Source organism: Acinetobacter sp. QJM3NY_42, from assembly GCF_056173745.1.
The window spans coordinates 967379-992722 of the sequence record NZ_CM149689.1 but is presented as its reverse complement, the minus strand read 5'-3'; the positions used below and the strand labels follow the sequence as shown (position 1 = coordinate 992722).

Genomic DNA, 25344 nt, shown 5'->3' with positions numbered 1-25344 from the left:
ACATTAAATTTTTGAGTTGGAAAATGTCATGTCTCAAAAGATTCAAGCAACGGATGTTACCGAAGAAGAAGTGTTAAATGCTGCTTTCTTTGAACGTGCCGATGAATTTATTAGACAGGCCAATGAATTTTGCCGTCCTCCCAAAGGTGAAAAAGCCAATCCTGCAGAACTTCGTGGTCAGGTTAGTGCGGCCATGTTATTTGCTGCGGCCCGTTTTAACACATGGGTTGCAGCTAACAATTTTAAAGATGGCAACGAGATGCGTGAAGCGAAAGAACAGGTTATGTCTTATCTGATTCAGCAGTTTCAAATGATGCTGGAAGATAACTTTGATGAATATTGCGAACAGTTTGAAAACTATTTGCGTTTTCGTAAAAATGAGGAGTTTCATACTCATAAACATGATCACAAGCATGACCATTGAAATCATTGTTTAGGCCCTGCGGGGCTTTTTTTATATTTACAGATTTATCTAGAATAAAAAGATGATTCATCATAATCTGTGCTCAGGATATTCAGAAATAAAAACAACATGGAATGATTATGCAAGATCTGGGTTTTAATTTTATTGATTCACATATTCACCAGTGGGATCCACTCAACACTCCACATAGTGCCCGTATGGCAGTTAAAGTTTTTGGTAGGTATCCGGCTGTACTCGACAAAGTTATACGCCTGGTTAAACCTAAAGAACTGATCGAGAGTTTAGGTCAAACTGTCTATGTAACTTCTCCTTACCTCCCCCAGAATTACCAGCAGGATCTTGGTCCCTACCAGGCTGAGCAGGTGGTACATATCGAAGCTCACTGGCATGATGACCGAGGTAAAGGAGTAGTCGGCGAAACCCGTTTTATTGAATCCTTGCCTTTTGATACAACCCGTACTCAACTCGGTGCCATTGTGGCAACAGCTGATCCGTGTCAGAGTAATTTTAAAAAGATTCTCAAACTCCATGCAAAGAATTCTTCACGGCTGCGCGGTATACGCCGAATGGGAGCTGTACATGAAGATAAAGGTATTCTGGCATGGGCAGATCAGCCCCATCTTTATACTGATAAAAAATTCTTAAAGGGATTTGAGCAGTTGGCTCAACACCAGCTCAGTTTTGATGCCTGGGTCTACTCTACCCAGCTTCAAGACCTGATTCAGCTGGCACGCCAGTTTCCAGAAACTTCGATTGTTCTGGATCATCTTGGAACACCTGCGGGTATATTTGGAAAAGTCGGAAAAAATACCGGACTGACCCAGACCGGTCGTGACAATATTTTTTATCAATGGCAGGAAGATATTGCAGAACTTGCTACCTGCCCAAATGTTTATACCAAAATGTCCGGACTAATGATGCCGGTTTTAGGACATCAATTTCATAAAAATAAACGTCTGGCCACCAAACAGCAAATGATCGATCTGCTTAGTCCAATGATTCTACACGCACTCAAGAGTTTCGGGACCTACCGGGTAATGTTTGGCTCCAATTTTCCCATGGATAAAGTAAGCACCAGTCTGGTTAATCTGATCGATGCTTATAGTGATATTGTGGCAAGTTATAATGCTAGCGCTTTGAAAAATATTTTTTATGATAATGCACGGCAATTCTACCGTCTGTAAAAAACAGGCTGGCTTTTGATAGCCAACCTGCGTATACATTTATATTCTTTAAGATGAAATAAGCCATAACCGGCTTATTTCATATTTCATTTAGGAGCCTTTCTGAGGCTGACCATACTGGTCTGCCATCACTTCAACCAAGTGCTCCGGCTTGATGTATTTACGAATTACTGCATCAATATCAGCTTTATTCAAACCGGCAATAGCCATATCACGCTTTGCACGGCTTTCCATTCTTTTGCCGCGCTCCAGCTGGCTATTTAGCATGCCATGGATATTACGTTCATCTTCCAGTGCAGTAACGCGCTGTTTCATAATATCAGCTTTGGCTGCTTCAAGTTCCTGCTCGGTTACGCCCTGCTTCAGAAGATCATCCAGTACTTTATGTACCGACTGTGACACCTGTGCAGAACGGCCGGCTGTATAATTTGCTTCAATACTTAAACCTCCAACCGCTGCATCCGGATCAAGCTGTAAATCACTACCAAAACCATAGACCAGTGCATTCTTTTCACGTAGCTCTTGTGCCAAGCGTGATGATAACTGAGAATTGCCCAAAATATGGCTAAAGATGATCAGTGCAGGTGCATCAGGATGGTCCACCCCTACCGGAAAAGTCAGTATGCTCTGGTAGTTGCCAAATTCACGCTGCTCAGAAAGCACATGTACTTTTTGTGCTTGATATACCCTATGTTCAGAGGTCAGCTTTTTATAAGGCTGGCCCCCCTTCCAGTTACCCAGTTCACGCTGCAACAGTTTTTTAATCTGTTCAGGCTTAAATTCACCAGTAACTGCGACCTGAGCATGGTCCATAGCAAAGAACTGCTGATATAGCTGTTTGACCTGCTCTACTTTGGCGGTCTGTATTTTGGATTTCGCCAGTTCGGGTTCAAAATGATAGCGCAGGTCGCCCGGTTGATAAATTTCAATTAAACGTGCCATAGTTAAAGCAGCAACGGTATCAGGTTCAGTATAAGGCCTGTCCAGAGTAGCGAGAGTTTGTGATTTGATCAGATCAAACTGTGACTGTTCAAATTTAGGTTTCTTCAGCAACTCAATTACAAATCTGAAAAAATCATCAAATTTTTCTTTTTTTGCCTGTATCCGGATCACAATACCGTTTTCATCCGCACTGGCACTGGCCTGACCTCCGGCTTCTATCGAACGGTCTGCAATGTCTTGTAAACTGTACTGATCTGTTCCTCTTAGTAGCAGATAAGCCATCAGTTCCAGAGTTTCCCCACGGTCAAAAAGCGTTTTCTCATCACCGAATTGCAGGGTAATAGTGGCGTAAGTTTTGTCATCACGAGTAGCGGTTGGAAACAGCGCATATTGCATGCCATTTTTGAGGGTTCCCCGCTGAATTTTCTTTTCAGCCTGGTCCAGAAGCTGTTTCGAGTTAGTCAGATACTGGGTAACCTGTTGCTTGTAAACACTGGCATCAAGCAAGGGTTCAGCTGATACTGCCTGCTGATTAAGTGTTTTTGGCTGCTCGACAGCCTGCTTTTGTTCCAGTGCCTTTTTCTGTTCTTCTGGTGTAGGCTTGATGTCACCTGAAATCCGGTGTTGCGGTACCAGAAAGCTTTTCAGGGTCTGGTTCAGCTCGGCAGTGTTTAAATTACGCACGGCCTGTAAATCATTGAAATACTGGTTCCAGTTACCCTGACTTGAAACAACATAATCACTGAGCCGTGAACCAATAGCAGTCGCATTGTTCATAATACTGTCTGCCTGATTCTGCATCAGACTTTGAACCCGTTTTAGCTCTGTATCATTGAAATTCTGGTTTTTCTCTACACTGGAAAGCAAAGTATTTTCAACTTTATTTTCATCATGACTTGGCGCATAAATAGCTCCCATAAAGACCAGATTAAAATCCTGATCTAACCAGGTAGTAGACTGGACAGCAGTACTTAATCCGGATTCGACCATACTCTGGTAAAGATGACCGCTTGGCTGCATGGTATACAAATATGGTGCCAATGCCAGTGCCGGCTGAATTTTGGTATTTTTTCCATCCATATAAATATGGAACTTGGCCAGATCGCTGCCTTTTCTGACAATAAAATTACGGTTCTTGATCTGGGTCGAGTCCAGTTTTGGCACTTTAACCTGCTCAGGCACTGAACGTGCTGGAATTGGACTGAACTGCTGATCAATCGTTTTTAATATGGCTGCCTTGTCAAATTTTCCGGCAATGACCATGACTGCATTGTTAGGCGCATACCAGGTACGGTAAAAGCGGTTAAGCTCATCCATTCGGATTGATTTAAGTTCTTCTAGATCTCCAATTGGTAATCGCCCAAGATACTGGTTGCCATAAGCAGATTTCCACATTTGGTCCATGAGCACGGCGAAGGGCTGGTCCAGACGGATTTCGCGCTCACGTTTTACAATCTCGATTTCAGAGGGAACAAACTTTTGCTGTAGTACCAGCTTATCCATTCGCTCTGCTTCAAGATACAAAACTTCATTCAGGGCTTTGCTGTCAGGTCGGACAATATTAAGGTAACGAGTGGAGTAATAGTCAGTACTGGCATTTGTCATTAATGTATATTGGTCCAGACGCCGCTGAAACTCCTCACCTTTTACATTTTGAGTACCTTTAAAAGCCAAATGTTCCAAAAGATGAGCCAGCCCTCCTTTTCCTTGCGGATCATTCAGGGAACCGGTCAAATAAATTGTGTTGATATAAACTTTATTTTCTTTATCATTCGGGGCAAGTACAACACGGAAGCCATTGTCCAGTTTGTATTCCTCGATTTTTTGTTGGGATTTAACCAGAACCGGCTGTGCAAATACTGCTGTATTTAAACCGAGAAGACATAATGAGAGAGTAAGAGTCTTAAACCGCGTTAACATAATTATTCCAATTATTTCAGCTCAGTGAAGCTATTTATTCATCATCATAGGTAATGATTGTTATATTTAACAGCCTATTCTAAAAAAATAGCCGCTTATTTCAACGGCTCAGTGTATAGAAAATATGCCTGTAAATATCTTGGTATAGCAATATTAATGATGTGCCAGTTCAATTTCTTCACGGCTATTTAAAATACTTTTATCGGTCTGGCCCATCAGTTGACTGGTAACAATACCGGCTGTCATTGAACCATTTACATTTAATGCAGTCCGGCCCATATCAATTAAAGGCTCGATAGAAATCAGGAGCGCCACCAAAGTTACTGGCAGGCCCATAGCCGGCAATACGATCAGCGCTGCAAAAGTTGCCCCGCCACCCACTCCGGCTACACCGATTGAACTTAAAGTCACAATTCCGACCAGTGATGCGATCCACATGGGATCTAGAGTATTGATTCCTAAAGTTGGTGCGACCATCACTGCCAGCATGGCTGGATATAAACCTGCACAGCCATTTTGACCAATCGTGGCTCCAAAGGAGGCTGAAAAACTGGCAATCGACTCTGGAACGCCCAACCGGCGAGTCTGCGCTTCAATATTCAAAGGAATACTGGCCGCACTTGATCGGCTGGTAAAGGCAAATGTCAGTACAGGTGCTACCTTTTTAAAGAATTTTACTGGAGAAATGCCAGTAAGAAGTAAAATAACAGCATGTACAGCAAACATGATGGCCAAGCCCACATATGAGGCTATCAGGAAACCACCCAGATTCAGAATATCAGCAAGGTTAGAACTGGCTACTACTTTTGTCATTAAAGCAAAAACGCCATACGGTGTTAAAGTCATAACCAAACGTACCAGTTTCATTACCCAAGCTTGCAAAGTCTGAATAGCATTCAGAATTCGCTGGCCTTTTACCACATCATCCTTCATCAGGTTTAATGCAGCCATACCTAAGAATATGGCGAAAATCACCACACTGATAATTGAGGTCGGGTTAGCTCCGGTCAACTCGGCAAAAGGATTACTCGGAATAAACGATAAAATCAATTGTGGCACACTTAAATCGGTTAATTTTCCAACGTAATCAGACTGAATAGTATTTAAACGGGCCGTTTCGGCCGCTCCCTGTACCAGACCCTGAGCAGTTAAACCGAATAGATTGGTTACGAAAACCCCGACTAGGGCCGCAATTAAAGTGGTAAACAATAAAGTTCCAATTGAATAGAAACTGATTTTACCTAATGACGAAGCCTGATGTAGTTTTGCCACAGCTCCTAAGATAGAAACAAAGACCAGTGGCATCACGACCATTTGCAAAAACTTCACATAGCCATTGCCCACAATATTAAACCAACTGATAGATTCGGCTAGAATTGGGTGGTTTGCGCCATACACGGCGTGTAATCCGAGTCCAAATATAACTCCCAGAACAAGACCAGCAAGTACTTTTTTAGACAGGCTCCATGTAGTTTTGCGTGTTTGGGCAAGCAAAAATATCAACCCGATAAAAACCACAATATTAATGATTAGGGGTATATTCATTCCCAAACTCCATCTAGTTGCCGGTGCATTCTTTTAAGGTGGCATATTTGACTATAGTCTGTCTTAAACACCTAGCCTTTTTAACAATTTTATAGCATCAAAATTACTACCGATCTGTTTGTAATGCTTAATTATGTTTAAATATATAATTAGCAGTTTAAATGAAGACTAATTTGATGAAAGGATCAAATCGCTATACTTATTTATCTTCCTGATAGTTTTAGTAAATTCTGATATCAAGAATCTATTTAAAGCTCTAGCTGGCTATTTCGGTTTTTTAGATATTAGATTGGAATAAAAATTATAGACAAATGATTTTAATCACTATATTAATAACCAAGCTATTTTCATGCATTTATTATAGAGCCTATATTTACCCTTTATTTAATCTGTTCAGTCTGCGGTATAAATAAAAGCATTTTTTAATTACTACAGTAAAAATTATTAAACAAGCAAAATATAAAAATAAAAGGTTCCCGAGGCCGAGAACCTTGAATGATAATTTCCAGGTTGAAAAGTATATCTCTAGTCTAAAAAGATTTCTGCAACCATATATAGCTTCGCATAACCAGAAATTTCTATACGTTGATTATCTTTTAAATCACAGTACAGTAATCCGCCGCGAGCAGAAGCCTGATAGGCAACCAGTTGCCGTTTTGAAAGTTTATCGGCCCAGAGTGGAGCAAGACCAGTATGCATGGAACCTGTTACAGGGTCTTCATCAATCCCTTTATGCGGTGCAAAATAACGAGCAATATAATCATAATGCTGTGCCTTGCTGGTAATGGAAATATCAAGGTCAGCGGCAGTGATTGCTGTGCTGCGCTGATAGGCTACTGCCAATTCTTTAATTTTATTAAAATCTGGTTTTGCATCACGTACAGCCTGTTCAGATTCACAGACCAAAATAAAAGCTTGCTGGTTTACATAAACTTCATTAAAAGGGCAATCTACTACCTTATTTAACAAGACAGGATAATCTGGCAAGGGCTCAGGTACACGTACTGGAAAATTCATGGTGATTTTGCCATCTTGTCCTTGTGTGACAATAAAGACTCCTAGGTCTTTTACATGAAAATGAATCGTTTTTGTGGTGGTAAAATCTTTAAAAAGAACAAAACTACTGGCTAAGGTAGCATGACCACAGAAATCCACTTCAACACTTGGGGTAAACCAGCGAATCTCATAATTTTCATCATTTATTATTTTGACGAAGGCAGTTTCTGAAAGGTTGTTCTCCAATGCAATGTTTTGCATAATCCTGTCATCTAACCACTCTTCACATACAAGCACAGCAGCCGGATTTCCCTTAAAAAGTTCTGTGCTAAAAGCATCAACCTGATACATTTTCATAAGATTTTTCCTACGTTCTTTGCTCTGTATCTTAAGGCTTTTTCTGCTAGGCTGGGCAAAATTGTTTTACTGAGAATGCAGATGTTAAATCCACACATTCAACATGTTCCCCTAGAGAAAGCTTATCGTCTGCTGACACATGGTCCTACTGTTTTAGTCTCGAGTAAAGACCATAAAGAGACAGATGTGATGGCTGCTGCATGGGCATGTGCACTTGAGTTCGATCCAGCTAAAGTGACTGTAGTGCTGGATAAAAGCACAAAAACCCGGCAGCTTATTGAGAATTCGGGTTATTTCGCCTTACAGATTCCCACTCTTAAACAACTGGAACTCGTATACAAACTCGGCACTACCAGCAAGATGACTGAACCTAATAAGCTGGAGATTTGTCAGGTTGAGCTGTTCCAGTTTGAAAACTCCGATCTTCCCGTGGTTGCAGACTGTTCAGCATGGTTACTGTGTGAATTAATTCCGGAACCCCATATCCAGCAGGCACATGATCTGTTTATTGGAAAGGTTATTGCAGCCTATGCAGATAATAGGGTTTTCAGTCAGGGCCGCTGGCATTTTGAAGATGCAGATGAAGAGTGGCGAACCATTCACCATGTAGCAGGAGGACACTTTTATAGTATCGGTAAAGCAGTCTCTGTAGAAGAAGCAAATCTGGAGTTATAGATTTCTAGTAAAAACCCGCGATTGTCGCGGGTTTTTATTGGGGAAAATAGAAATTACTCGCCCATATTTTCAATAATTGCCTGTCCGAATTCAGAACAGCGCAGAAGTGTTGCATTTGGCATTAGACGCTCAAAATCATAAGTCACAGTCTTGGCCGCAATAGCGCCAGCAATTCCTTTAATAATCAGATCAGCAGCTTCTATCCAGCCCATATCTCGCAGCATCATCTCAGCAGAAAGAATGATTGAACCCGGGTTGACTTTATCCTGTCCGGCATATTTAGGCGCAGTACCATGAGTCGCTTCATATACTTGAATTGCCCCACCGATATTTGCACCGGGCGCAATACCAATGCCTCCAACTTCTGCTGCAAGTGCATCAGAAATGTAGTCCCCATTCAGGTTCAGCGTAGCAATCACAGAATAATCTGCCGGACGCATTAAGATCTGTTGCAGGAATGCATCAGCGATGACATCTTTAATAATAATATCTTTACCAGTCTTAGGATTCTTAATTTTAACCCACGGACCACCATCTAGCAGTTCACCACCAAAGCGCTCAAGTGCAACTTCATAGCCCCACTCTTTAAATGCACCTTCAGTATATTTCATGATATTACCCTTGTGCACAAGCGTTACACTCGGTTTATCATTATCAATTGCAAACTGAATAGCCTTACGTACCAGACGCTGCGTACCTTCTTTAGAAACAGGCTTAATACCGATACCACAATTTTCTTCAAAACGGATCTTGGTTACACCCATTTCTTCTTTTAAAAACTTTATAACTTTTTTAGCTTCCGGAGAACCGGCTTTCCACTCGATTCCGGCATAGATATCTTCCGAGTTCTCACGGAAGATCACCATATCTGTTAATTCAGGATGCTGGACAGGTGAAGGTACTCCTTCGAACCAGCGTACTGGACGTACACAGACATACAGGTCCAGTTCCTGGCGTAATGCGACGTTTAGTGAGCGGATCCCGCCACCAACCGGCGTGGTTAAAGGGCCTTTAATTGAGACAACAAATTCACGCAGGGCTTCGAATGTTTCTTCAGGCATATAAGTGCCGTAAATTTTATTGGCTTTTTCACCGCAATATACTTCCATCCACTCGATCGAACGTTTGCCACCATAAGCTTTTAAAACCGCAGCATCTACCACTGCTTTCATTGCTGGTGTAATATCCACACCAATACCGTCACCCTCAATGAAAGGAATGATCGGATGGTTTGGTACATTCAGTGACAGGTCTGCATTGACTGTAATTTTATTACCATCTGCAGGAACTACGATCTTCTGATAACCCATTGTGCAGGTTCTCCCTTATGTAGCTGACGAATAAAATGTATGCCATGCAGGCACACTCTTCAACTTTCCTTACATGATATACTTTAATCGATCTTAGGGCTTGGTTGAGATTTATACGAGAAATAACAACATTTCTCTATTAAATAAAACGTCGTTATTTTTTGTTGTATACACTGAAGTTGAAATTCCCTATGAAAATTATCATTTTTAATAAGCCTTATGATGTGCTTTCACAGTTTCGTGAAGACTCTAAGCATTTAACACTCTCCCATTTTATTCATGATCCTGAATTACGGCTGGCCGGTCGTTTAGACTTGGACTCAGAAGGTTTAATGTTTCTCACCGATCATGGTGGTTTGAATCAGTTCATTACTAATCCCAAGAATAAAAAGTTTAAAACCTATCTGGCACAAGTTGATGGCGATATTACAGAAGAAGCTCTTGAGCAGTTACGTCGAGGGGTCGAACTGGCAGATGGTATGACTTTACCAGCCAAAGCCCGTAAGGTTGAGCAGCCGGAATGGTTATGGGACCGCGATCCTCCTGTGCGCTTTCGTGCCAGCATTCCTACCACCTGGGTTGAGCTGCAAATCTGTGAAGGCCGAAACCGGCAGGTACGCCGTATGACAGCTGCAGTAGGCTTTCCGACTTTACGTCTGATTCGCACACAAATTGGCACTATTGACTTGGTAAAACTTGGTCTCCAACCAGGTGAGCAGGTTGAAATTGAGCCTCTGCTTTATCCGGACTTTAAAGATGTGCCTGCAGATAAACCTTATACAGGCCGCAGTGCACCACGTAGTGCAGCAAAAAAGCCCTTTGAACAGAAAGATGGCAAGTCCAAATTTAATAAAGAACAGCCTAAAGACAAAGGGGCAAACAAAGCAGGTAAAAAGTTACCATCCGGCGGAACAAAACGCGTATGGCAAACAGAAGAAGGTGAGGCGAAGCCACGTCGCAAGACTAATGGGACTACCCGTCCAGGAAAAATTCGTCGATCTAACCGCTTTGGTTAATTAGAGTTAAGAGCAGTTGAATAATCATATAATTCTCTGCTCTTTTTTAATTTTATAAATTATTTTAGAAGCTGTATTTTATAGCGCTATTCTATAAAAATTTCTTGTTGAAACATATCACTGCTATAGACACGGAGAATAATGATAAAGGCTGAGCTACATATATATGCAGTACTTACAAAAGGCTGGATTGTTGCAATCTAAAACTCTTAAAATTGTAATTTGAGATACAATAGTCTGTTAAATCTGACATTTATATAAATTTTTCCTGCATCTAGCTACCATTTTTTTGTTTATTCTGTGCTCAATAGATTAATCACAGGATAGAACGGATGATCAGAGAACTTTCGGGCCAATCCCAAATTTTGGTAGTGCATGATGGTCGTACTGGTCATTTAAACCCCTCTCTTGCAATTGGAGAGATTCTTGAACAACAGTTTAGAAATTCTTATGAAACCTTAAAAGTTCCAGTAAATCTGGGCAACTCTATGGTCAGCCTATTAAAGCGTCTTTCTTGGTTTCCTAGATTATTTGGTGTAATGGCAAAGCTAATATTTGGAGCGGCCCCAGTGCATATTGCCCAGTATCGGTTGATTGTGTGTTCAGGTATGTCCAATCTGTTGTATTCAGCTTATCTGTCGCAAGAGTTCGATATCCCTTTGGCATTTTCAGGTGATATAGGTAGTTTTAATGAACACTTAATTCACTGGACCATTAGCGCATTGGCTCAACCTACTCAGGTTGAACAGATTATTTTACCTACCCTTCCGGTCAGGAAAAAATTTATTGAACTCCGTGCTCAACCTCACTGTGGTGAGGCAAGTTTGCTATTGGGCGGCCCTACCCACGAATATCCCTTTACACAAGCAGACTATCTTAACATTATCCGTCATTTTGATTTTTTTGTGCAGGCTTATAATATCCAGGGCTATATTGTTTGCTCGAGGCGTACGCCTGCCTTTAATAGCCGAATTAAAAAATATCTCAAGACCTCAGGACTACAATTTGTGTCTATAAATGACACTACACCAATTGAACATCTGGTTGCGAGAAGCAAATATATTTTTGTGACTGAAGATAGTAGTACCATGCTTTCTGAAGCAATTCAGAGCGGTCGGATTGTACGGTCAGTCTGCCTGAATCCCGAACACAATAACTTGTTGATTGAAAAGTATTTACACAATCATCTTATACAGCGCCAGCCAGCAAATCAGCCCTTTTATACAGATGAACGTTTTCCTTATATTGCCGATCTAGATCTGATCTGCCCACTGGGTAGTCATTTCCGCAATTATTTATTATTTGATGATCATTATGCGCCTTATGATCTGCGCAGGAAATTTGCTTAAAAACAATTTACAGACTCAAGCATTTAGGGAATAAAGATAAGAGTAATAATGTTTAGAGTTCTATCTTATAAATCTGATTAAAACATAAAAGCTAAAAATAACAATGATATTCTTAGCGTGTAAAAAAATTCATTCTATAAAAGTTTTTTTAGTATTTGATTAAAAAAGCCAGTGCATGTGCACTGGCTTTTATATTATCAGCAGGTTATCCGGCTTTATACAATGTTAAACAGCAACGCTCGAAATTACATTATTGAATGTGGTACTTGGACGCATTACTGCATTTACTTTTGCCTGATCAATAGCGTAATAGCCACCAATATCAGCTGGTTGACCCTGCACTTGTGCAAGCTCGGCAATAATCTTCTCTTCATTTTCAGCTAAGGCTTGGGCCAGTGGAGCAAATTTTGCTTTAAGTTCAGCATCTTCGTCCTGTGCAGCAAGTGCCTGAGCCCAATATAGTGATAAATAGTAGTGACTACCGCGGTTATCCAGTTCACCAGTACGACGTGATGGAGATTTATCATTATCGAGCAGTTTACCAGTAGCTTCATCAAGTGTTCTGGCTAACAGCTTGGCGCGGTCATTACCTTCCTTGATACCCATTTCTTCTAAAGAAACAGCCAGTGCCAAGAATTCACCTAAAGAATCCCAGCGTAAGTGGTTTTCTTCAACTAACTGCTGAACATGTTTTGGTGCAGAACCGCCAGCACCCGTTTCATACATACCGCCACCAGCCATTAATGGCACAATAGACAGCATTTTCGCTGATGTACCCAGTTCCATAATCGGGAACAGGTCAGTCAGGTAGTCACGTAAAATATTACCTGTTACTGAAATAGTATCCAGACCGCGAGCTACGCGCTCAAGCGTATAACGCATTGCACGTACTTGAGACATGATCTGGATATCCAGACCAGTCGTATCATGATCTTTTAAGTATTTCTGGACTTTCTTGATCAGCTCATTTTCATGTGGACGGTATGGGTCAAGCCAAAAGATAGCCGGCATACCTGAGTTACGTGCACGATTTACAGCCAGTTTTACCCAGTCACGGATTGGCGCGTCTTTCACTTGGCACATACGCCAGATATCACCTTTTTCCACATTCTGAGACATCAGCACTTCACCCGTTTCAAGATCAGTGATGTTTGCGATACCCGCTTCAGGAGTCTCGAATGTCTTGTCATGGGAACCGTATTCTTCAGCTTTTTGCGCCATCAGACCAACGTTAGGTACCGTACCCATCGTACGTGGATCGAAATTACCATTCCACTTACAGAAATTAATCATTTCCTGATAGATACGTGCAAAAGTCGATTCAGGCATTACTGCTTTACAGTCATAAGGTTTGCCATCAGCGCCCCACATTTTACCGCCACCGCGGATCATTGCCGGCATAGAAGCATCGACAATGACATCATTTGGTGAGTGGAAGTTAGTGATCCCTTTTGCAGAATCAACCATCGCAAGCGCTGGACGGTGCTCTTGACAAGCATGCAGGTCAGCAATAATTTCTTCACGTACAGAGGTTGGTAAAGTTTCAATTTTCTCGTAAAGACCGGCCATACCGTTGTTAACGTTAATGCCTAGCTCGTCAAACAGTTTACCGTGCTTTTCGAATGCATCTTTGTAGTAAATACGCACACAGTGACCGAATACGATCGGGTGTGATACTTTCATCATGGTCGCTTTTACATGTAAAGAGAACAGGATGCCAGCTTCTTTACAATCATCTAATTCTTTTTCATAGAAGTCACAAAGCGCTTTTTTGCTCATGAACATTGAGTCGATGATTTCGCCATCTTGAAGCGCTACTTTTGGCTTCAGAACAATGGTTTCACCAGACTTGGTGATCAATTCCATTTTTACATTACGCGCACGGTCAAGTGTCATTGACTTTTCGCCGTGGTAGAAGTCCCCTTCCTGCATATGTGAAACATGGGTTTGTGACCAAGGCTTCCATTCACCCATAGAGTGCGGGTGTTTTTTCGCATAGTTTTTGACTGCAGCTGGTGCACGACGGTCAGAGTTACCTTCACGTAGTACAGGGTTTACTGCAGAACCCAAACATTTACTGTAACGTACCTTAATTGCTTTTTCTTCTTCGGTTACCGGGTTTTCTGGATAATCCGGAATTGCATAACCTTTTGATTGAAGCTCTTTGATACACGAGATCAACTGCGCAACAGAGGCACTGATATTTGGAAGCTTGATAATATTAGTATCTGGATCTTGGGTAAGACGACCTAGCTCTGCAAGATTGTCTACTACCTTCTGCTCTTCACTGAGGTAGTCCGAGAATTCAGCGAGCACGCGTGCAGCCACAGAAATGTCAGTTTTAACAACTTTAACACCGGCCGGCTTAGTAAAGGTCTCAATGATCGGCAGTAGCGAATAGGTCGCCAGCAGTGGCGCCTCGTCAGTCAGTGTGTAAATGATAGTTGACTTTCCACCAGCCATATATAGCCCCTTGCGTTGGATTGAGTGTTTAAGGATTGAGCTTTTGGCCCTGCCCCTTTAAACCGAAATGCTTAAATAAACCTTGAGAGTATCAGCCCTCATGACCTTTCAGTCAACGCAAGATCTTGTGATAACGACATTTCGATACGAAATAGTAGTGTATAGCTTAAAAGCTTTACTATGAAATATGGTTAGTTTAGGTAAAATATAATATTACCTTCCTAAGCACCGACTACTTTTTATACAATTCATCAAAACTGTTATTTCGCCAAGAAATACTATCAAGTTAAGTTGCTTACAAGCTAGAGCAAATATATTATGGCTTGATGTCTAAACTCTATTTATAAAATGATGAGCTATTTCTTATAGTTTATATCAAGCAGATCCTATTTTAAGATTTGCTCTACTAAACAATAAGTTCTCTCTATAAGATAAAACGAACTATATCTAATTTTAAAATTACAGAATATAAAAAACCGGTACATGAGTACCGGTTCAAGTGATATGTAGCACTTGTTAGGCATTTAACCAAGTTTCAATCTTGGCTTGATTATCTACTTTTAGCTCTACAGCAGTTAGATCTGTAGAACCACCTTGCACTTCAAACTGCATCAGCTCATCACGACGGAAAGCAAGCAAGCTATAATTTCCTTGCTGTTTTGCATATTTTTCAATCAGTTTAGTGGTGGCTTTTAAACCATCAATTGCAATGATAATATCATGGGCAGAAAGTCCTGCTTTTGCACCGACTCCATCACGGCGTACAGTCTGCACAATTACCCCTTCGGCTTTATCTGCCAGTTTTAAACCAAATGGCAGAGACTTGTCATTTTTCAAACTGTAACTAAGACCAAACTCCGGCAAGAGCTGCTCAAGTGGCAATTCATCAGTCGTGTTAATCAGATGATTAATCTGTTCAATCCACTTATCACCAGTCAACTGCTCGCACAAATCATAAATAGTACGTTCATTTACCTGTATGCCGTTTTGAGTGTTTTCATACAACTTACGCATTAAAGCGTCGAGGCTCGAACCACGTAAACGCAGGCCCAGATCCAGACATAGTGCTACCAGGCAGCCTTTATTGTAATAGCTGGTGCCCGCATTGTTTGAATTTTCATCCTGACGGTAAAATTTCACCCAGGCATCAAAACTTGACTCTGCCACGGTCTGCACAAAACGGCCCGGATTTTGTAAATAGCGGTCTATCTGGGCTTTGAGTAATTCTAAATAGGATTCCTGCTTGATTACGCCGCTACGCAATAAAATGAGATCGTCATAATAAGAAGTGAATCCTTCAAAAATCCATAACAGTGAAGTGTAACCTTCCTTGTTCAGATCATAGTCAGTAAAGTTTTCTGGACGTATAAATTTGACCAGCCATGAATGAAAATATTCATGGCTGCACAGTCCTAAAAAGCGCTGATAATCCTTGGAGGGTTCTTCAGGCTCATCAGCCTTAGGCAAATCATCACGTGGAGTAATTAAACTGGTACTGTTCGGATGTTCAAGACCACCATAACTGTTACCTGTAGCCATGGTCATAAAGGTATAATGTTCAAACGGCGCTGAGCCAAACATGGAAATTTCTGTCGCACAGATTTTTTCAATATCTTGCTGCATGCGCTCAACATTCATTGCATGTTTGCCGGATACCACAAACTCATGTGGAATGCCTTGTGCTTTAAAGCTGAAACGGGTCTGCTCTGCCAGTTCAAATGGTGCATCAATAAGCTCCATATAATTCTTGGCTTTTAAGGTATAACGGCCTCGAACTAGTGTCTTAGAGCTTAAAGCGGTGGCAAGCTGAAAGTGTTTCAACTCTTCCGGTAAAAATACCTCAGCCTCAATAGCTGTGTCTTCTTGCCCCTCCAGCCCCAGACAAACACAGGCCGGATTTACGTAAAGACGGGTTTGGTCAACATAAGCTCCGCGAACTGAAAGATCATAGGCATACACATCATATTCAACCGTAATCAGCTCATGGTCTGTATTAAACAGGCGCCATTTATTTTTTTCAGTCTTACTGATGTTTAAAATCCGGCCTGCTTCATCATAGGCTTTCACTGCTTCGATATGCTTTGAGAACTCACGAATCAAATAACTGCCCGGAATCCAGGTCGGTAACCACAGGACCTGATTTGGATTGGCCAAGAAGCGTAAAGTTACGTGAATCAGGTGCTGGCGATAGTCATCGAACTCGATTTGATAATGCAACATAAGTCGTAATAAAAGATCAACAGAAAAAAATTAGCATTTAGCTTAGCATTTTTTTACAAAGTGATGCGGATAAGTCTTATTTGTCCTTAAAAGTCGCTAGCATTCAGAAAAAAAAAGGCATAGCATGCCTGTGTTTTTCGCATCATCTGCGATCAATCCGGCATATAAAGGTATTTCCCGTTGAGAATATTTGCTTACCTCTTTATTTTATTTAGCTTGTGCTGTGCCAGTCTGGCTAACGCCCGCCTGCTTCAGGTGGTCCCTGAATCAGTTGAAGCCGCAGCCTGGAGCATTCTGGACCCGCAGTCGGGACAGATAATTGCCGAATATAATAGTGAGGTACAGCGCTCACCTGCTTCACTTACCAAGATGATGGTGGCTTATATTGCCCTCAAGGAAATTGAGAACGGGAAACTGAATCGAAATGAAATTCTGACTGCGACCCCGGTGGTAAAAATGGTCATGTGGGATGAATCTCAGATGTATCTGAAGGAAGGCGAGCAGATTTCAGTTGATCAGCTTCTGGCTGGTCTTATTGTGATGTCAGCCAATGATGCTGCGGTGACTTTAGCAGAGCGAATTTCTGGAAATGTGCCTGCATTCATTGAACGCATGAATCAGGAAGCTCAAAAGCTTGGAATGAAAAATACTCATTTTACCAACCCAGCTGGCATTACTATGGATGGGCATTATTCAACTGCGCATGATCTGGCACTGCTGGGTCAGGCACTGGTAAATGACACACCGGATTATCTAAATTACTCCAAACAGCAGAGCTTTACCTATAACAATCATTTTCATCGTGCTACCAATCTGTTACTCAAGCAGGATGCAACAGTAGACGGACTAAAAACCGGTTTTACCAAAGCTGCGGGTTATAACCTTGCGCTTACAGCCAGTCGCCCTACCATGAATGCAGATTTACCTAACCGCCGCCTGATTGTGGTAGTTATGGGTACAACCAGTGCTGTAAAACGTGCCGAGGTAGCTTATAAGTTGCTGAATCTGGGCTATGCATATACGCGAGATGAAGTTGCGATCAAAGATAAACAACTACTTGGTGAACTGCCGGTAGTCAAGTCAACCTTAAAAATGTTTAAGGTAAAATCAGCCCAACCGAAGATTATAACGACCTCTTTATATAACCAGCCTTATGCAATTGACCTACAGACTTTTGATAATGCAACCCAGCGTATTATGCTTAATACGGGTAATGGTATATTGCAAACCATCGAACCCTTGCAGACGACCAACACTCATATCAATATTGAACTGAATACCAAGCAGTTAACTGCCCCGTTAATGCAGGTCATGAAACTTGCAACTGTGCATGTCTATCAGAATAACCAGCTGATCAGCACATTTGATATTGAAAATGAAGTGCATATTGAAGAAGCTAATTTTTTTCAGAGAATCTTTTTATGGTTGGTCAGCTTATTTCCGTTTATGAGTAATGATGAGATGAAAACTGCACCAGAAGTATTTAATTCTTAACTGTTAAAATCTATAAACCCATATAAATATAACAAAGAATCAATCAGGAAGATGGCATAGTTTTGCCATCTTCTTTTTTTATGTTTCCTTAGAAATAAAATATAAACAGGTATAAAATGGCTCAAGAATTACATCATATCGTCGTGGTCGGCGGTGGCGCAGGTGGCCTCGAACTGGTGACCCGGTTAGGCAATAGTCTGGGCAAGCAAGCTAAAGCAAAAATCACGCTAGTTGACCAGAACCTTACTCATATCTGGAAGCCTCTTCTTCATGAAATCGCTGCCGGTACGCTGGACCCATATAGCGAGGAAGTCAATTATTTTGCTCATGCCGCCAGACATCACTACCAGTTTGTATCAGGCAGTCTATGTAATGTATTACCCGAGAAAAAACAGATTCAGCTTTGCTCCGCTACAGGCAAAAACCTTAAAACATTAAGCTATGACACGCTAGTACTTGCTGTGGGTTCGGTATCAAATGATTTCAATACCGAAGGAGCTAAAGAATATTGCTATTTCCTGGACAACCGTGCTCAGGCTGACCAGTTTCAGAAAGATTTATTGAACACTTATCTGGATGCACAGTATTCCCAACAGCCCAATCATCTTAATATTGCAATCATTGGTGCTGGTGCAACGGGTGTAGAGCTTGCAGCACAACTGGTCGAGGCTAAAGAAAATTTTTACCGTTATGGCCTGAATCATATACACCCTGATCTGGTTAAAATTACTTTGATTGAAGCAGCAGACCGAATTTTGCCTGCCCTTCCAGAAAAAGTGGCCGAAAATACATTACGACAAATTAAAACGCTAGGCATTGAAGTCCTGACTGGCCATAAAGTACAACATGTCGCTAAAGACCATATCTCTTTTCAGGATGGAAGTGCCTTGCAAACTGATTTGAATATCTGGGCAGCCGGTATCAAGGCACCGCAGGTCATTGAACAGCTAGAAAGCTTTGAAAAAGATCACTTAAACCGTATTAAAGTCTATGCCACCCTGCAGACTTATAATTACCCGGATATTTTTGCTTTCGGTGATTGTGCACATTGTCAACTTGAAGCAGACCAGCCACCCCTTGGGCCCCGTGCTCAGGTTGCCAGCCAGCAAGCAAATTTTCTGGTTAGAGCTTTAACAGCCCGTATTGCGGAGCGGCCAATACCCATGTTCCATTTTTCCGATAAGGGCTCACTGATTTCATTAAGCCAGAATAAGGCTGTGGGCCAACTCTTGGGCCAGGTAAATGTCCAGGGATCGGTCGCCAAAGGCTTGTATATCTCACTATACCGCTTACATCAGGCTAATATATATGGCTACAACCAGGCTGGTGCACTCACAGTGAGAGATTTTGTTACACGAAGAATTCGGCCGAAAATAAAATTGCATTGAAATTTCATCACACAACCCCATATTTGAATAAATTGGCTTCAAAAAGATCGAAATCACAGTTTTTTTAGGATTTTTCTTCTAAAAGCGCTGTGTTTCATCTTATGATGTACCCTTCAAAAAATTGACTGGATCAATAATATGACTGCTATTGCAAATAATCATGTGGTTTCATTCCACTATACACTGACCAATGCAGAGGGCGAGACTCTCGACCAATCTCAGGGTGAACCACTGGCTTATTTGCACGGTGCGGGTAACATTATTCCTGGTTTGGAAAATGCGTTGGCTGGTAAAACAGTAGGCGAGAAATTTACTGTAAATGTACCTGCTGCTGAAGGTTACGGTGAATATAATCCTGACCTTGTACAGGAAGTTCCAGCTCAAATGTTCCAAGGTGTAGATAATATCCAGCCTGGTATGCAGTTCCAAGCACAAACTGATGACGGTGTTCAGATCGTGACTGTTAAAGCAGTTGAAGGCGAAAACGTACTGGTTGATGCGAACTTCCCGCTAGCTGGTCAAGACCTGACTTTTGAAGTTGAAATTGTTGATATCCGTGATGCAACTCAAGAAGAGCTTGATCATGGGCATGTTCATGGCGCGGGTGGTCACCACCACTAAGATCGTCTGATCAAAAAAGCAAAGCTCAGGCTTTGCTTTTTTTATAGTTATTTTTCAGTATTAGAAATAGCTTCAGCTTGATTTTTTAAATATTTTTCTTAATGATAAACATAATGTTATTTTAATTACTGGCTTTTATGTCTGTATATCAACTGGTCTGGTTCCGTCAGGATTTACGTATTGTTGACCATTCTGCATTATGGCATGCCAGACAGACTGGTCCCTGCATTGCGCTTGTTACCCTTTCACCAGTTCAATGGCGGCAACATGATGATGCCGTGATCAAAATTGATCTTTATTTAAGACAGCTTAAAGTTTTAAAAGAACAGTTAAAACAGCTCAATATCCCTATCATTATACAAACTATTCCTCTCTGGAAGGAAGTTCCTGAGTTTTTGCTTGAATGCTGTCAAAGTTTAAGCGTTCAGCAAATACATGCCCATATTGAGGCAGGTATAAACGAGCAGCAACGTGATCAGGACTGTCAGCAACTGCTCGATACATCCGGTATTGCTTTGACTTTATACCAAGACCGCACTCTATTCCCTTTCGGTAGTATTACCAATCAAAATGGACAGCCTTATCAGGTCTTTGGTGCCTTTAAAAAAGCCTGTTATAGCCGTTTAGAAATAGCGCTACCAAAATGTTATACAGAAATTACAGCTCAAAATCCTATAACTCTCCCTGCTCTTGATCAGTTTCAGCAGACAGTGCCAGATATCAGGCAGCTTTGTGACATACCTGTTCCAGAATCCATTCAACAGCTCTGGCCTGCTTGCGAAAACCATGCTCATACATTACTTGAACAATTTCTTGAAAATCATATTCAGCATTATCATATTGAGCGAGACTTTCCTGCACACTCCGGAACCAGTCAGCTCTCTGCCTATTTGAATATTGGCGTACTTTCTATACGCCAATGTATACAGGCTTTATTCCGGCATCAAAGCGGGTACTTTGTGCCTGAACAGGAGGGCCAGAGCATCTGGCTAGATGAGCTGCTATGGCGTGAATTTTATCAGCATATTCTTTATCTGTTTCCAAATGTCTCAAAATATTTACCTTTCAAAGCCAATGCTCGGAATATTCCCTGGCAAGATGATAAAACTGCATTAACTGCCTGGCAGCAAGGCCAAACTGGTATTCCAATTGTAGATGCAGGAATGCGGCAGTTATTGGTCACTGGCTGGATGCATAACCGGGTCCGCATGATTACAGCCATGTTCTTGTGTAAGAATCTTCTGATTGACTGGCGCCAAGGTGAACAGTGGTTTATGCAGCATTTGATTGACGGTGACCTGGCGGCAAATAATGGGGGATGGCAATGGTGTGCTTCCACCGGCACGGATTCAGTGCCCTATTTCCGTATTTTCAACCCGGTCAGTCAGTCCAGAAAGTTTGATCCTGAAGGTCAATATATCCGTACATGGATACCGGAACTGGCACATCTGGATGCTAAAACAATTCACGCACCCTATGAAAGTAAAACTGTCCAGCAACTGGACTATCCAAAACCCATAGTAGATTTAAAATACAGTCGTGCTCGGGCTATTGACCACTTTAAACAGTATTTGTAGAACTTCTACTCTTAAAAAGAGACTGGATATTATGCAGATATATGTATTTTGCAGAGATAATATTGATGCTTTTTGACAGCAGATTTCACGTCTGGACTTTAAAACCTGATATAAAAAATTGCATGTCGGGTATTCACTATTCAGATTAAAAATAATATTTATTTAAGTGCAAATTGCATCATGACTTTTAACTGGTAATAAGATTAAAAACTGTAATGCAATTTTTAAAACTACAACCAAAACAGGCAGACTTTTGACCAGTCAAAACCTTGGTATAAGGAAAATAAATAATATTGCATCTTATAACTTGGAACGTTTTTAGAATCCAAGTACAATACTGCGCTAGTCGAGGGATGCTGCGACGTTTTACAGGCACTAAATGTAAAATCGCCAGGCTCGACGATCGGTATGTCTGTTCAAGCTTACCAACAACGGCATCCGCGAACTGAATGATCCATACTATTTTTTCTAGGAGATCCTGATGAACGCGGTTACTGCTTCATTTACAGATTATAAAGTTGCCGATATTTCACTTGCTGATTACGGCCGTAAAGAAATTAAACTTGCTGAAGCTGAAATGCCTGCCCTAATGGGTCTGCGTAAGCGTTATTCAGCAGCAAAACCACTGGCAGGCGCGAAAATTCTCGGCTGTATCCATATGACTATTCAAACTGCAGTTTTAATTGAAACACTGGTTGAATTGGGCGCAGAAGTTCGCTGGACTTCATGTAACATCTTCTCGACTCAAGACCACGCTGCTGCTGCAATTGCTGCATCTGGTATTCCTGTTTTTGCCTGGAAAGGCGAAACTGAAGAAGAATACATGTGGTGTCTTGAACAGCAAATCAATGTAAACGGCAAACCTTGGGATGCCAACATGATTCTGGATGACGGCGGTGACCTAACGGCTGTTGTACATGAAAAGTATCCTGAACTGATTGCAAAAATTCATGGTATTACTGAAGAGACTACTACGGGTGTTGCACGTCTACTCGAAATGTGGAAAGACGGTTCACTGAAAGTTCCTGCCATCAATGTCAATGACTCCGTAACCAAGTCTAAAAATGATAACAAGTATGGCTGTCGTCACTCACTTAACGATGCCATCAAACGTGCAACAGACATGCTGCTTTCTGGCCGCCGTGCACTTGTCATCGGTTATGGAGATGTAGGTAAAGGTTCTGCACAATCACTTCGTCAAGAAGGCATGATTGTACGCGTAACTGAAGTTGACCCAATCTGTGCAATGCAGGCCTGCATGGATGGTTATGAAGTAGTATCTCCATATAAAAATGGTGTTCAGACCGGTAATAAAGAAGATATTAATGTAGATCTTCTCAAAAATACTGATCTGATTGTTACTACAACCGGTAACTACCACGTATGTGATGCTGCGATGCTGGATACACTAAAAGCAGGTGCAGTGGTTTGCAATATCGGTCACTTTGACACTGAAATCGATACAGCTTACCTGCGTGGCTATAAATGGGTTGAAGTCAAACCTCAGGTACATCAGGTATATCGTTCAGAAAATGAAAACGATTATCTGCTTCTTCTTTCTGAAGGTCGTTTAGTGAACCTGGGTAATGCTACAGGCCATCCATCTCGTGTGATGGATGGTTCTTTCGCCAACCAGGTTTTAGGCCAGATGCACCTGTTTGCCGAGAAATTTGCTGATCTTCCAGAAGATCAAAAACAAGCAAAAATCCGTGTAGAACTGCTACCGAAGAAACTGGATGAAGAAGTTGCTGCCGCAATGGTTGCAGGTTTTGGTGGAGTACTGACACAACTGACCACTGAGCAGGCAACTTACCTTGGTGTACCGGTAGAAGGTCCGTTCAAGTCTGACGCTTATAAATATTAAGATATCTTAAGGGCAGATGTTTAGGCATCCTGCCCTTTTCTTTGTCTGGCATATTTATAAATTAAACAAAGGATTTGAAAAATGACTAAACGTGTTCCGATTTCTTTTGAGTTTTTTCCGCCAAAAACTGATGCTGGCGCAGAAAAACTCAAACTGGTTCACCAGGATCTTCAATATTTGAACCCGGAATTCTTTTCGGTGACTTATGGTGCCGGAGGTTCCACCCGTGAACGCACCTTGGCTGCAATTGAAGAGTTTAATGGCAAGGGTACACCGGTAGCACCTCACCTTTCCTGTATCGGGGATGATAAGGCACGTATAGCAGAGCTGCTGGATCTGTATAAATCTCAAAACATTAAACGTATTGTTGCCCTGCGTGGTGATTTGCCATCCGGTCAGGTCGGTCTGGGCGAACTTCCATATGCACAGGATCTGGTACGTTTTATTCGTGAACATTCAGGTGATCACTTTCATATTGAAGTTGCAGCCTATCCGGAGATGCATCCTCAGGCAGAAAGCTTTGATGCTGATATTCGTCGCTTTATTGAAAAGGTTAATGCTGGCGCAAATGCGGGTATTACCCAGTTTTTCTTCAATCCGGATTCCTATTTTTATTTCTTGGATCGCCTTGCAAAGGAAGGGATTCATATTCCTATTGCACCAGGTATTATGCCCATCATTAACGCCAGCAACCTGATCCGCTTTGCTGACGGCACAGGTGCAGAAATTCCTCGCTGGATTCGTAAACAGCTCTCTGCTTATGGCGATGACAGTGTGGCAATTAAGGACTTTGGTCATGAAGTCGTGCTAAAGCTTTGCGAACGTCTGATTGCTGGTGGTGCACCAAGTCTGCATTTCTATTCAATGAACCAGACCGAACCCACCCGCCAGCTTGTACTTGACCTGGGTTTAGCCTGAGCTAAATTAATCATCTGCTTTTTTGAAGAGTAATACATTCATGCCACGTTTTTATATTGAAGCTGATTTAACTGTAGGAACAACAGTTGAGCTTACAGAAACAGTGTTTCATCATTGGGTGAAGGTATTACGTGCACAGATTGGTGACAGTGCCACCCTGTTCAATGGACGGGGTGGTGAATTTGAAGCGAATTTGACAGAAATCAGCAAGAAAACTGCATCTGTTGCAATCAGGTCGTCTAACCCGGCAGATCGTACTCCACCTTTTACAACAGTATTGGGTCAGGTCATGAGCAAAGGTGACCGAATGGATTATGTCATTCAGAAAGCCACAGAACTGGGTGTTACGACCATTCAGCTGTTAACATCAGAACGATGTGAAATGCGCTTAAAATACGATCGCGATCAAAAAAAGCTCGATCACTGGCAAGCTGTTGTAATTGCAGCCTGTGAGCAATGTGGCATGAACCGGATTCCAGAGATATTACCCCCTGTTCCACTCACAGACTGGCTACAGCAGAATTTACCAGCAACCCGGCTAGTGCTTGCTCCCAATAAGCGTCAGCAGAATGTTTTAACCGATGCTCAAACAGATCTGGCACTGTTAATCGGTCCGGAAGGCGGGTTGAGTGAAGCAGAAATAGACATGGCCAATCATGCTGGCTTTAAAAACTGGTGCATTGGAGAACGCATACTGCGTACTGAAACAGCGCCTGTAGTCGCTTTGTCTATCTTAAATCACCATTTCTCAACACACTAGACTTATACCAATATACGAAGTTAAATTAAGTCATTATTCATCACTTTTAACTCAAGCTTGTAAATACGTGATTAACTAATGACTAGTTTCAGTTATATTCGTATTTAAAAAAACCCGTAATCATTTTGATATAAGCTCTTATATCCTCTGGGCATTGTGAGCTTTTATTTTCAGCTCGCTTTTTTCTTAAAATATTTTAACTATAAAGCCAGACATTATGACTATAACTTGAGTGAATGGAAAAAGCCTGGTTTTACGCTGGGATAAGCGCTCAAGTAATGGTATATTCGATAAAATTTAGCCAAAACCGACCAGCATGCT

General features: G+C 41.6%; 18 protein-coding genes. 12 read left to right on the top strand and 6 right to left on the bottom strand.

Going from position 1 to position 25344, the window contains the following annotated elements:
• The first annotated feature begins 28 nt into the window (after positions 1 to 28).
• Together AC0VYT_RS04610 and AC0VYT_RS04605 are read left to right on the top strand one after the other, a co-directional pair.
• Entirely contained in the window at positions 29 to 424 is a 396-nt protein-coding gene (locus tag AC0VYT_RS04610; RefSeq protein WP_005015077.1) for a DUF3144 domain-containing protein, read from the top strand.
• A gap of 119 nt (positions 425 to 543) precedes the next feature.
• On the top strand, positions 544 to 1608 hold the full coding sequence (locus AC0VYT_RS04605) for an amidohydrolase family protein (protein WP_005015079.1): 1065 nt from the start codon (positions 544 to 546) through the stop codon (positions 1606 to 1608).
• 90 nt (positions 1609 to 1698) lie between these two features.
• Here the strand turns inward: AC0VYT_RS04605 and AC0VYT_RS04600 are convergent, their stop codons facing one another.
• The 3 genes from AC0VYT_RS04600 to AC0VYT_RS04590 form a co-directional block, all read right to left on the bottom strand.
• Positions 1699 to 4470: a M16 family metallopeptidase gene (locus tag AC0VYT_RS04600; RefSeq protein WP_005015080.1), complete on the bottom strand. Its 2772-nt coding sequence runs from the start codon at positions 4468 to 4470 to the stop codon at positions 1699 to 1701.
• Between the two features lie 153 nt (positions 4471 to 4623).
• A complete protein-coding gene (locus AC0VYT_RS04595; protein WP_005015082.1) occupies positions 4624 to 6015 on the bottom strand; it encodes an L-cystine transporter in 1392 nt (463 codons plus the stop codon).
• A gap of 525 nt (positions 6016 to 6540) precedes the next feature.
• Entirely contained in the window at positions 6541 to 7368 is an 828-nt protein-coding gene (locus AC0VYT_RS04590; RefSeq protein ID WP_005015083.1) for a PhzF family phenazine biosynthesis protein, read from the bottom strand.
• Between the two features lie 81 nt (positions 7369 to 7449).
• On the opposite strand from AC0VYT_RS04590, the gene AC0VYT_RS04585 reads away from it, so the two are divergent.
• Positions 7450 to 8043: a flavin reductase family protein gene (locus AC0VYT_RS04585; protein WP_005015084.1), complete on the top strand. Its 594-nt coding sequence runs from the start codon at positions 7450 to 7452 to the stop codon at positions 8041 to 8043.
• Between the two features lie 53 nt (positions 8044 to 8096).
• Here AC0VYT_RS04585 and icd read toward each other — a convergent pair whose 3' ends face one another.
• Positions 8097 to 9353: an NADP-dependent isocitrate dehydrogenase gene (icd, locus tag AC0VYT_RS04580; RefSeq protein ID WP_005015085.1), complete on the bottom strand. Its 1257-nt coding sequence runs from the start codon at positions 9351 to 9353 to the stop codon at positions 8097 to 8099.
• Positions 9354 to 9544: 191 nt separating this feature from the next.
• On the opposite strand from icd, the gene AC0VYT_RS04575 reads away from it, so the two are divergent.
• Complete coding sequence (locus tag AC0VYT_RS04575; protein WP_005015086.1) at positions 9545 to 10369, top strand: rRNA large subunit pseudouridine synthase E; 825 nt, start codon at positions 9545 to 9547, stop codon at positions 10367 to 10369.
• Positions 10370 to 10701: 332 nt separating this feature from the next.
• Positions 10702 to 11718, top strand: coding sequence for an ELM1/GtrOC1 family putative glycosyltransferase (locus tag AC0VYT_RS04570; RefSeq protein WP_005015087.1), 1017 nt, complete (start codon positions 10702 to 10704; stop codon positions 11716 to 11718).
• A 225-nt stretch (positions 11719 to 11943) separates the two neighbouring features.
• Here the strand turns inward: AC0VYT_RS04570 and AC0VYT_RS04565 are convergent, their stop codons facing one another.
• Positions 11944 to 14181 (bottom strand): NADP-dependent isocitrate dehydrogenase, encoded by a 2238-nt coding sequence (locus tag AC0VYT_RS04565; RefSeq protein ID WP_005015088.1) that lies wholly within the window; start codon positions 14179 to 14181, stop codon positions 11944 to 11946.
• Positions 14182 to 14697: 516 nt separating this feature from the next.
• Positions 14698 to 16401 carry a M61 family metallopeptidase gene (locus AC0VYT_RS04560; RefSeq protein WP_005015093.1) on the bottom strand — a complete coding sequence of 568 codons (1704 nt, stop codon included), beginning with the start codon at positions 16399 to 16401 and terminating at the stop codon, positions 14698 to 14700.
• A 180-nt stretch (positions 16402 to 16581) separates the two neighbouring features.
• Between AC0VYT_RS04560 and AC0VYT_RS04555 the strand changes: the two genes are divergently transcribed.
• From AC0VYT_RS04555 to AC0VYT_RS04525, 7 genes are all read left to right on the top strand, one after another.
• Positions 16582 to 17895 (top strand): D-alanyl-D-alanine carboxypeptidase PBP6B, encoded by a 1314-nt coding sequence (locus tag AC0VYT_RS04555; protein ID WP_005015094.1) that lies wholly within the window; start codon positions 16582 to 16584, stop codon positions 17893 to 17895.
• A gap of 116 nt (positions 17896 to 18011) precedes the next feature.
• The gene (locus tag AC0VYT_RS04550; RefSeq protein ID WP_005015095.1) at positions 18012 to 19283 is read left to right on the top strand and encodes an NAD(P)/FAD-dependent oxidoreductase; all 1272 of its coding nucleotides are present in this window, start codon (positions 18012 to 18014) and stop codon (positions 19281 to 19283) included.
• Positions 19284 to 19421: 138 nt separating this feature from the next.
• Entirely contained in the window at positions 19422 to 19904 is a 483-nt protein-coding gene (locus tag AC0VYT_RS04545) for an FKBP-type peptidyl-prolyl cis-trans isomerase (RefSeq protein ID WP_005015096.1), read from the top strand.
• Between the two features lie 137 nt (positions 19905 to 20041).
• Entirely contained in the window at positions 20042 to 21481 is a 1440-nt protein-coding gene (locus AC0VYT_RS04540) for a cryptochrome/photolyase family protein (RefSeq protein ID WP_005015097.1), read from the top strand.
• A gap of 481 nt (positions 21482 to 21962) precedes the next feature.
• Entirely contained in the window at positions 21963 to 23345 is a 1383-nt protein-coding gene (gene ahcY / locus AC0VYT_RS04535; protein WP_005015098.1) for an adenosylhomocysteinase, read from the top strand.
• Between the two features lie 81 nt (positions 23346 to 23426).
• Positions 23427 to 24263, top strand: coding sequence for a methylenetetrahydrofolate reductase [NAD(P)H] (gene metF / locus AC0VYT_RS04530; RefSeq protein ID WP_005015099.1), 837 nt, complete (start codon positions 23427 to 23429; stop codon positions 24261 to 24263).
• A gap of 40 nt (positions 24264 to 24303) precedes the next feature.
• Positions 24304 to 25023 (top strand): 16S rRNA (uracil(1498)-N(3))-methyltransferase, encoded by a 720-nt coding sequence (locus AC0VYT_RS04525; protein WP_005015100.1) that lies wholly within the window; start codon positions 24304 to 24306, stop codon positions 25021 to 25023.
• Positions 25024 to 25344: the final 321 nt, after the last annotated feature.

Excerpts from the sequence above, each read along its gene's own strand:
- AC0VYT_RS04565 (WP_005015088.1), bottom strand. The coding sequence starts at position 14,181 with ATGGCTGGTGGAAAGTCAACTATCATTTACACACTGACTGACGAGGCG.
- AC0VYT_RS04545 (WP_005015096.1), top strand. The coding sequence starts at position 19,422 with ATGACTGCTATTGCAAATAATCATGTGGTTTCATTCCACTATACACTG.
- AC0VYT_RS04550 (WP_005015095.1), top strand. The coding sequence starts at position 18,012 with ATGGCTCAAGAATTACATCATATCGTCGTGGTCGGCGGTGGCGCAGGT.
- AC0VYT_RS04600 (WP_005015080.1), bottom strand. The coding sequence starts at position 4,470 with ATGTTAACGCGGTTTAAGACTCTTACTCTCTCATTATGTCTTCTCGGT.
- AC0VYT_RS04540 (WP_005015097.1), top strand. The coding sequence starts at position 20,042 with ATGTCTGTATATCAACTGGTCTGGTTCCGTCAGGATTTACGTATTGTT.
- AC0VYT_RS04585 (WP_005015084.1), top strand. The coding sequence starts at position 7,450 with ATGTTAAATCCACACATTCAACATGTTCCCCTAGAGAAAGCTTATCGT.
- AC0VYT_RS04575 (WP_005015086.1), top strand. The coding sequence starts at position 9,545 with ATGAAAATTATCATTTTTAATAAGCCTTATGATGTGCTTTCACAGTTT.
- AC0VYT_RS04525 (WP_005015100.1), top strand. The coding sequence starts at position 24,304 with ATGCCACGTTTTTATATTGAAGCTGATTTAACTGTAGGAACAACAGTT.
- AC0VYT_RS04610 (WP_005015077.1), top strand. The coding sequence starts at position 29 with ATGTCTCAAAAGATTCAAGCAACGGATGTTACCGAAGAAGAAGTGTTA.
- AC0VYT_RS04570 (WP_005015087.1), top strand. The coding sequence starts at position 10,702 with ATGATCAGAGAACTTTCGGGCCAATCCCAAATTTTGGTAGTGCATGAT.
- ahcY (WP_005015098.1), top strand. The coding sequence starts at position 21,963 with ATGAACGCGGTTACTGCTTCATTTACAGATTATAAAGTTGCCGATATT.
- icd (WP_005015085.1), bottom strand. The coding sequence starts at position 9,353 with ATGGGTTATCAGAAGATCGTAGTTCCTGCAGATGGTAATAAAATTACA.
- metF (WP_005015099.1), top strand. The coding sequence starts at position 23,427 with ATGACTAAACGTGTTCCGATTTCTTTTGAGTTTTTTCCGCCAAAAACT.
- AC0VYT_RS04605 (WP_005015079.1), top strand. The coding sequence starts at position 544 with ATGCAAGATCTGGGTTTTAATTTTATTGATTCACATATTCACCAGTGG.
- AC0VYT_RS04595 (WP_005015082.1), bottom strand. The coding sequence starts at position 6,015 with ATGAATATACCCCTAATCATTAATATTGTGGTTTTTATCGGGTTGATA.
- AC0VYT_RS04590 (WP_005015083.1), bottom strand. The coding sequence starts at position 7,368 with ATGAAAATGTATCAGGTTGATGCTTTTAGCACAGAACTTTTTAAGGGA.
- AC0VYT_RS04560 (WP_005015093.1), bottom strand. The coding sequence starts at position 16,401 with ATGTTGCATTATCAAATCGAGTTCGATGACTATCGCCAGCACCTGATT.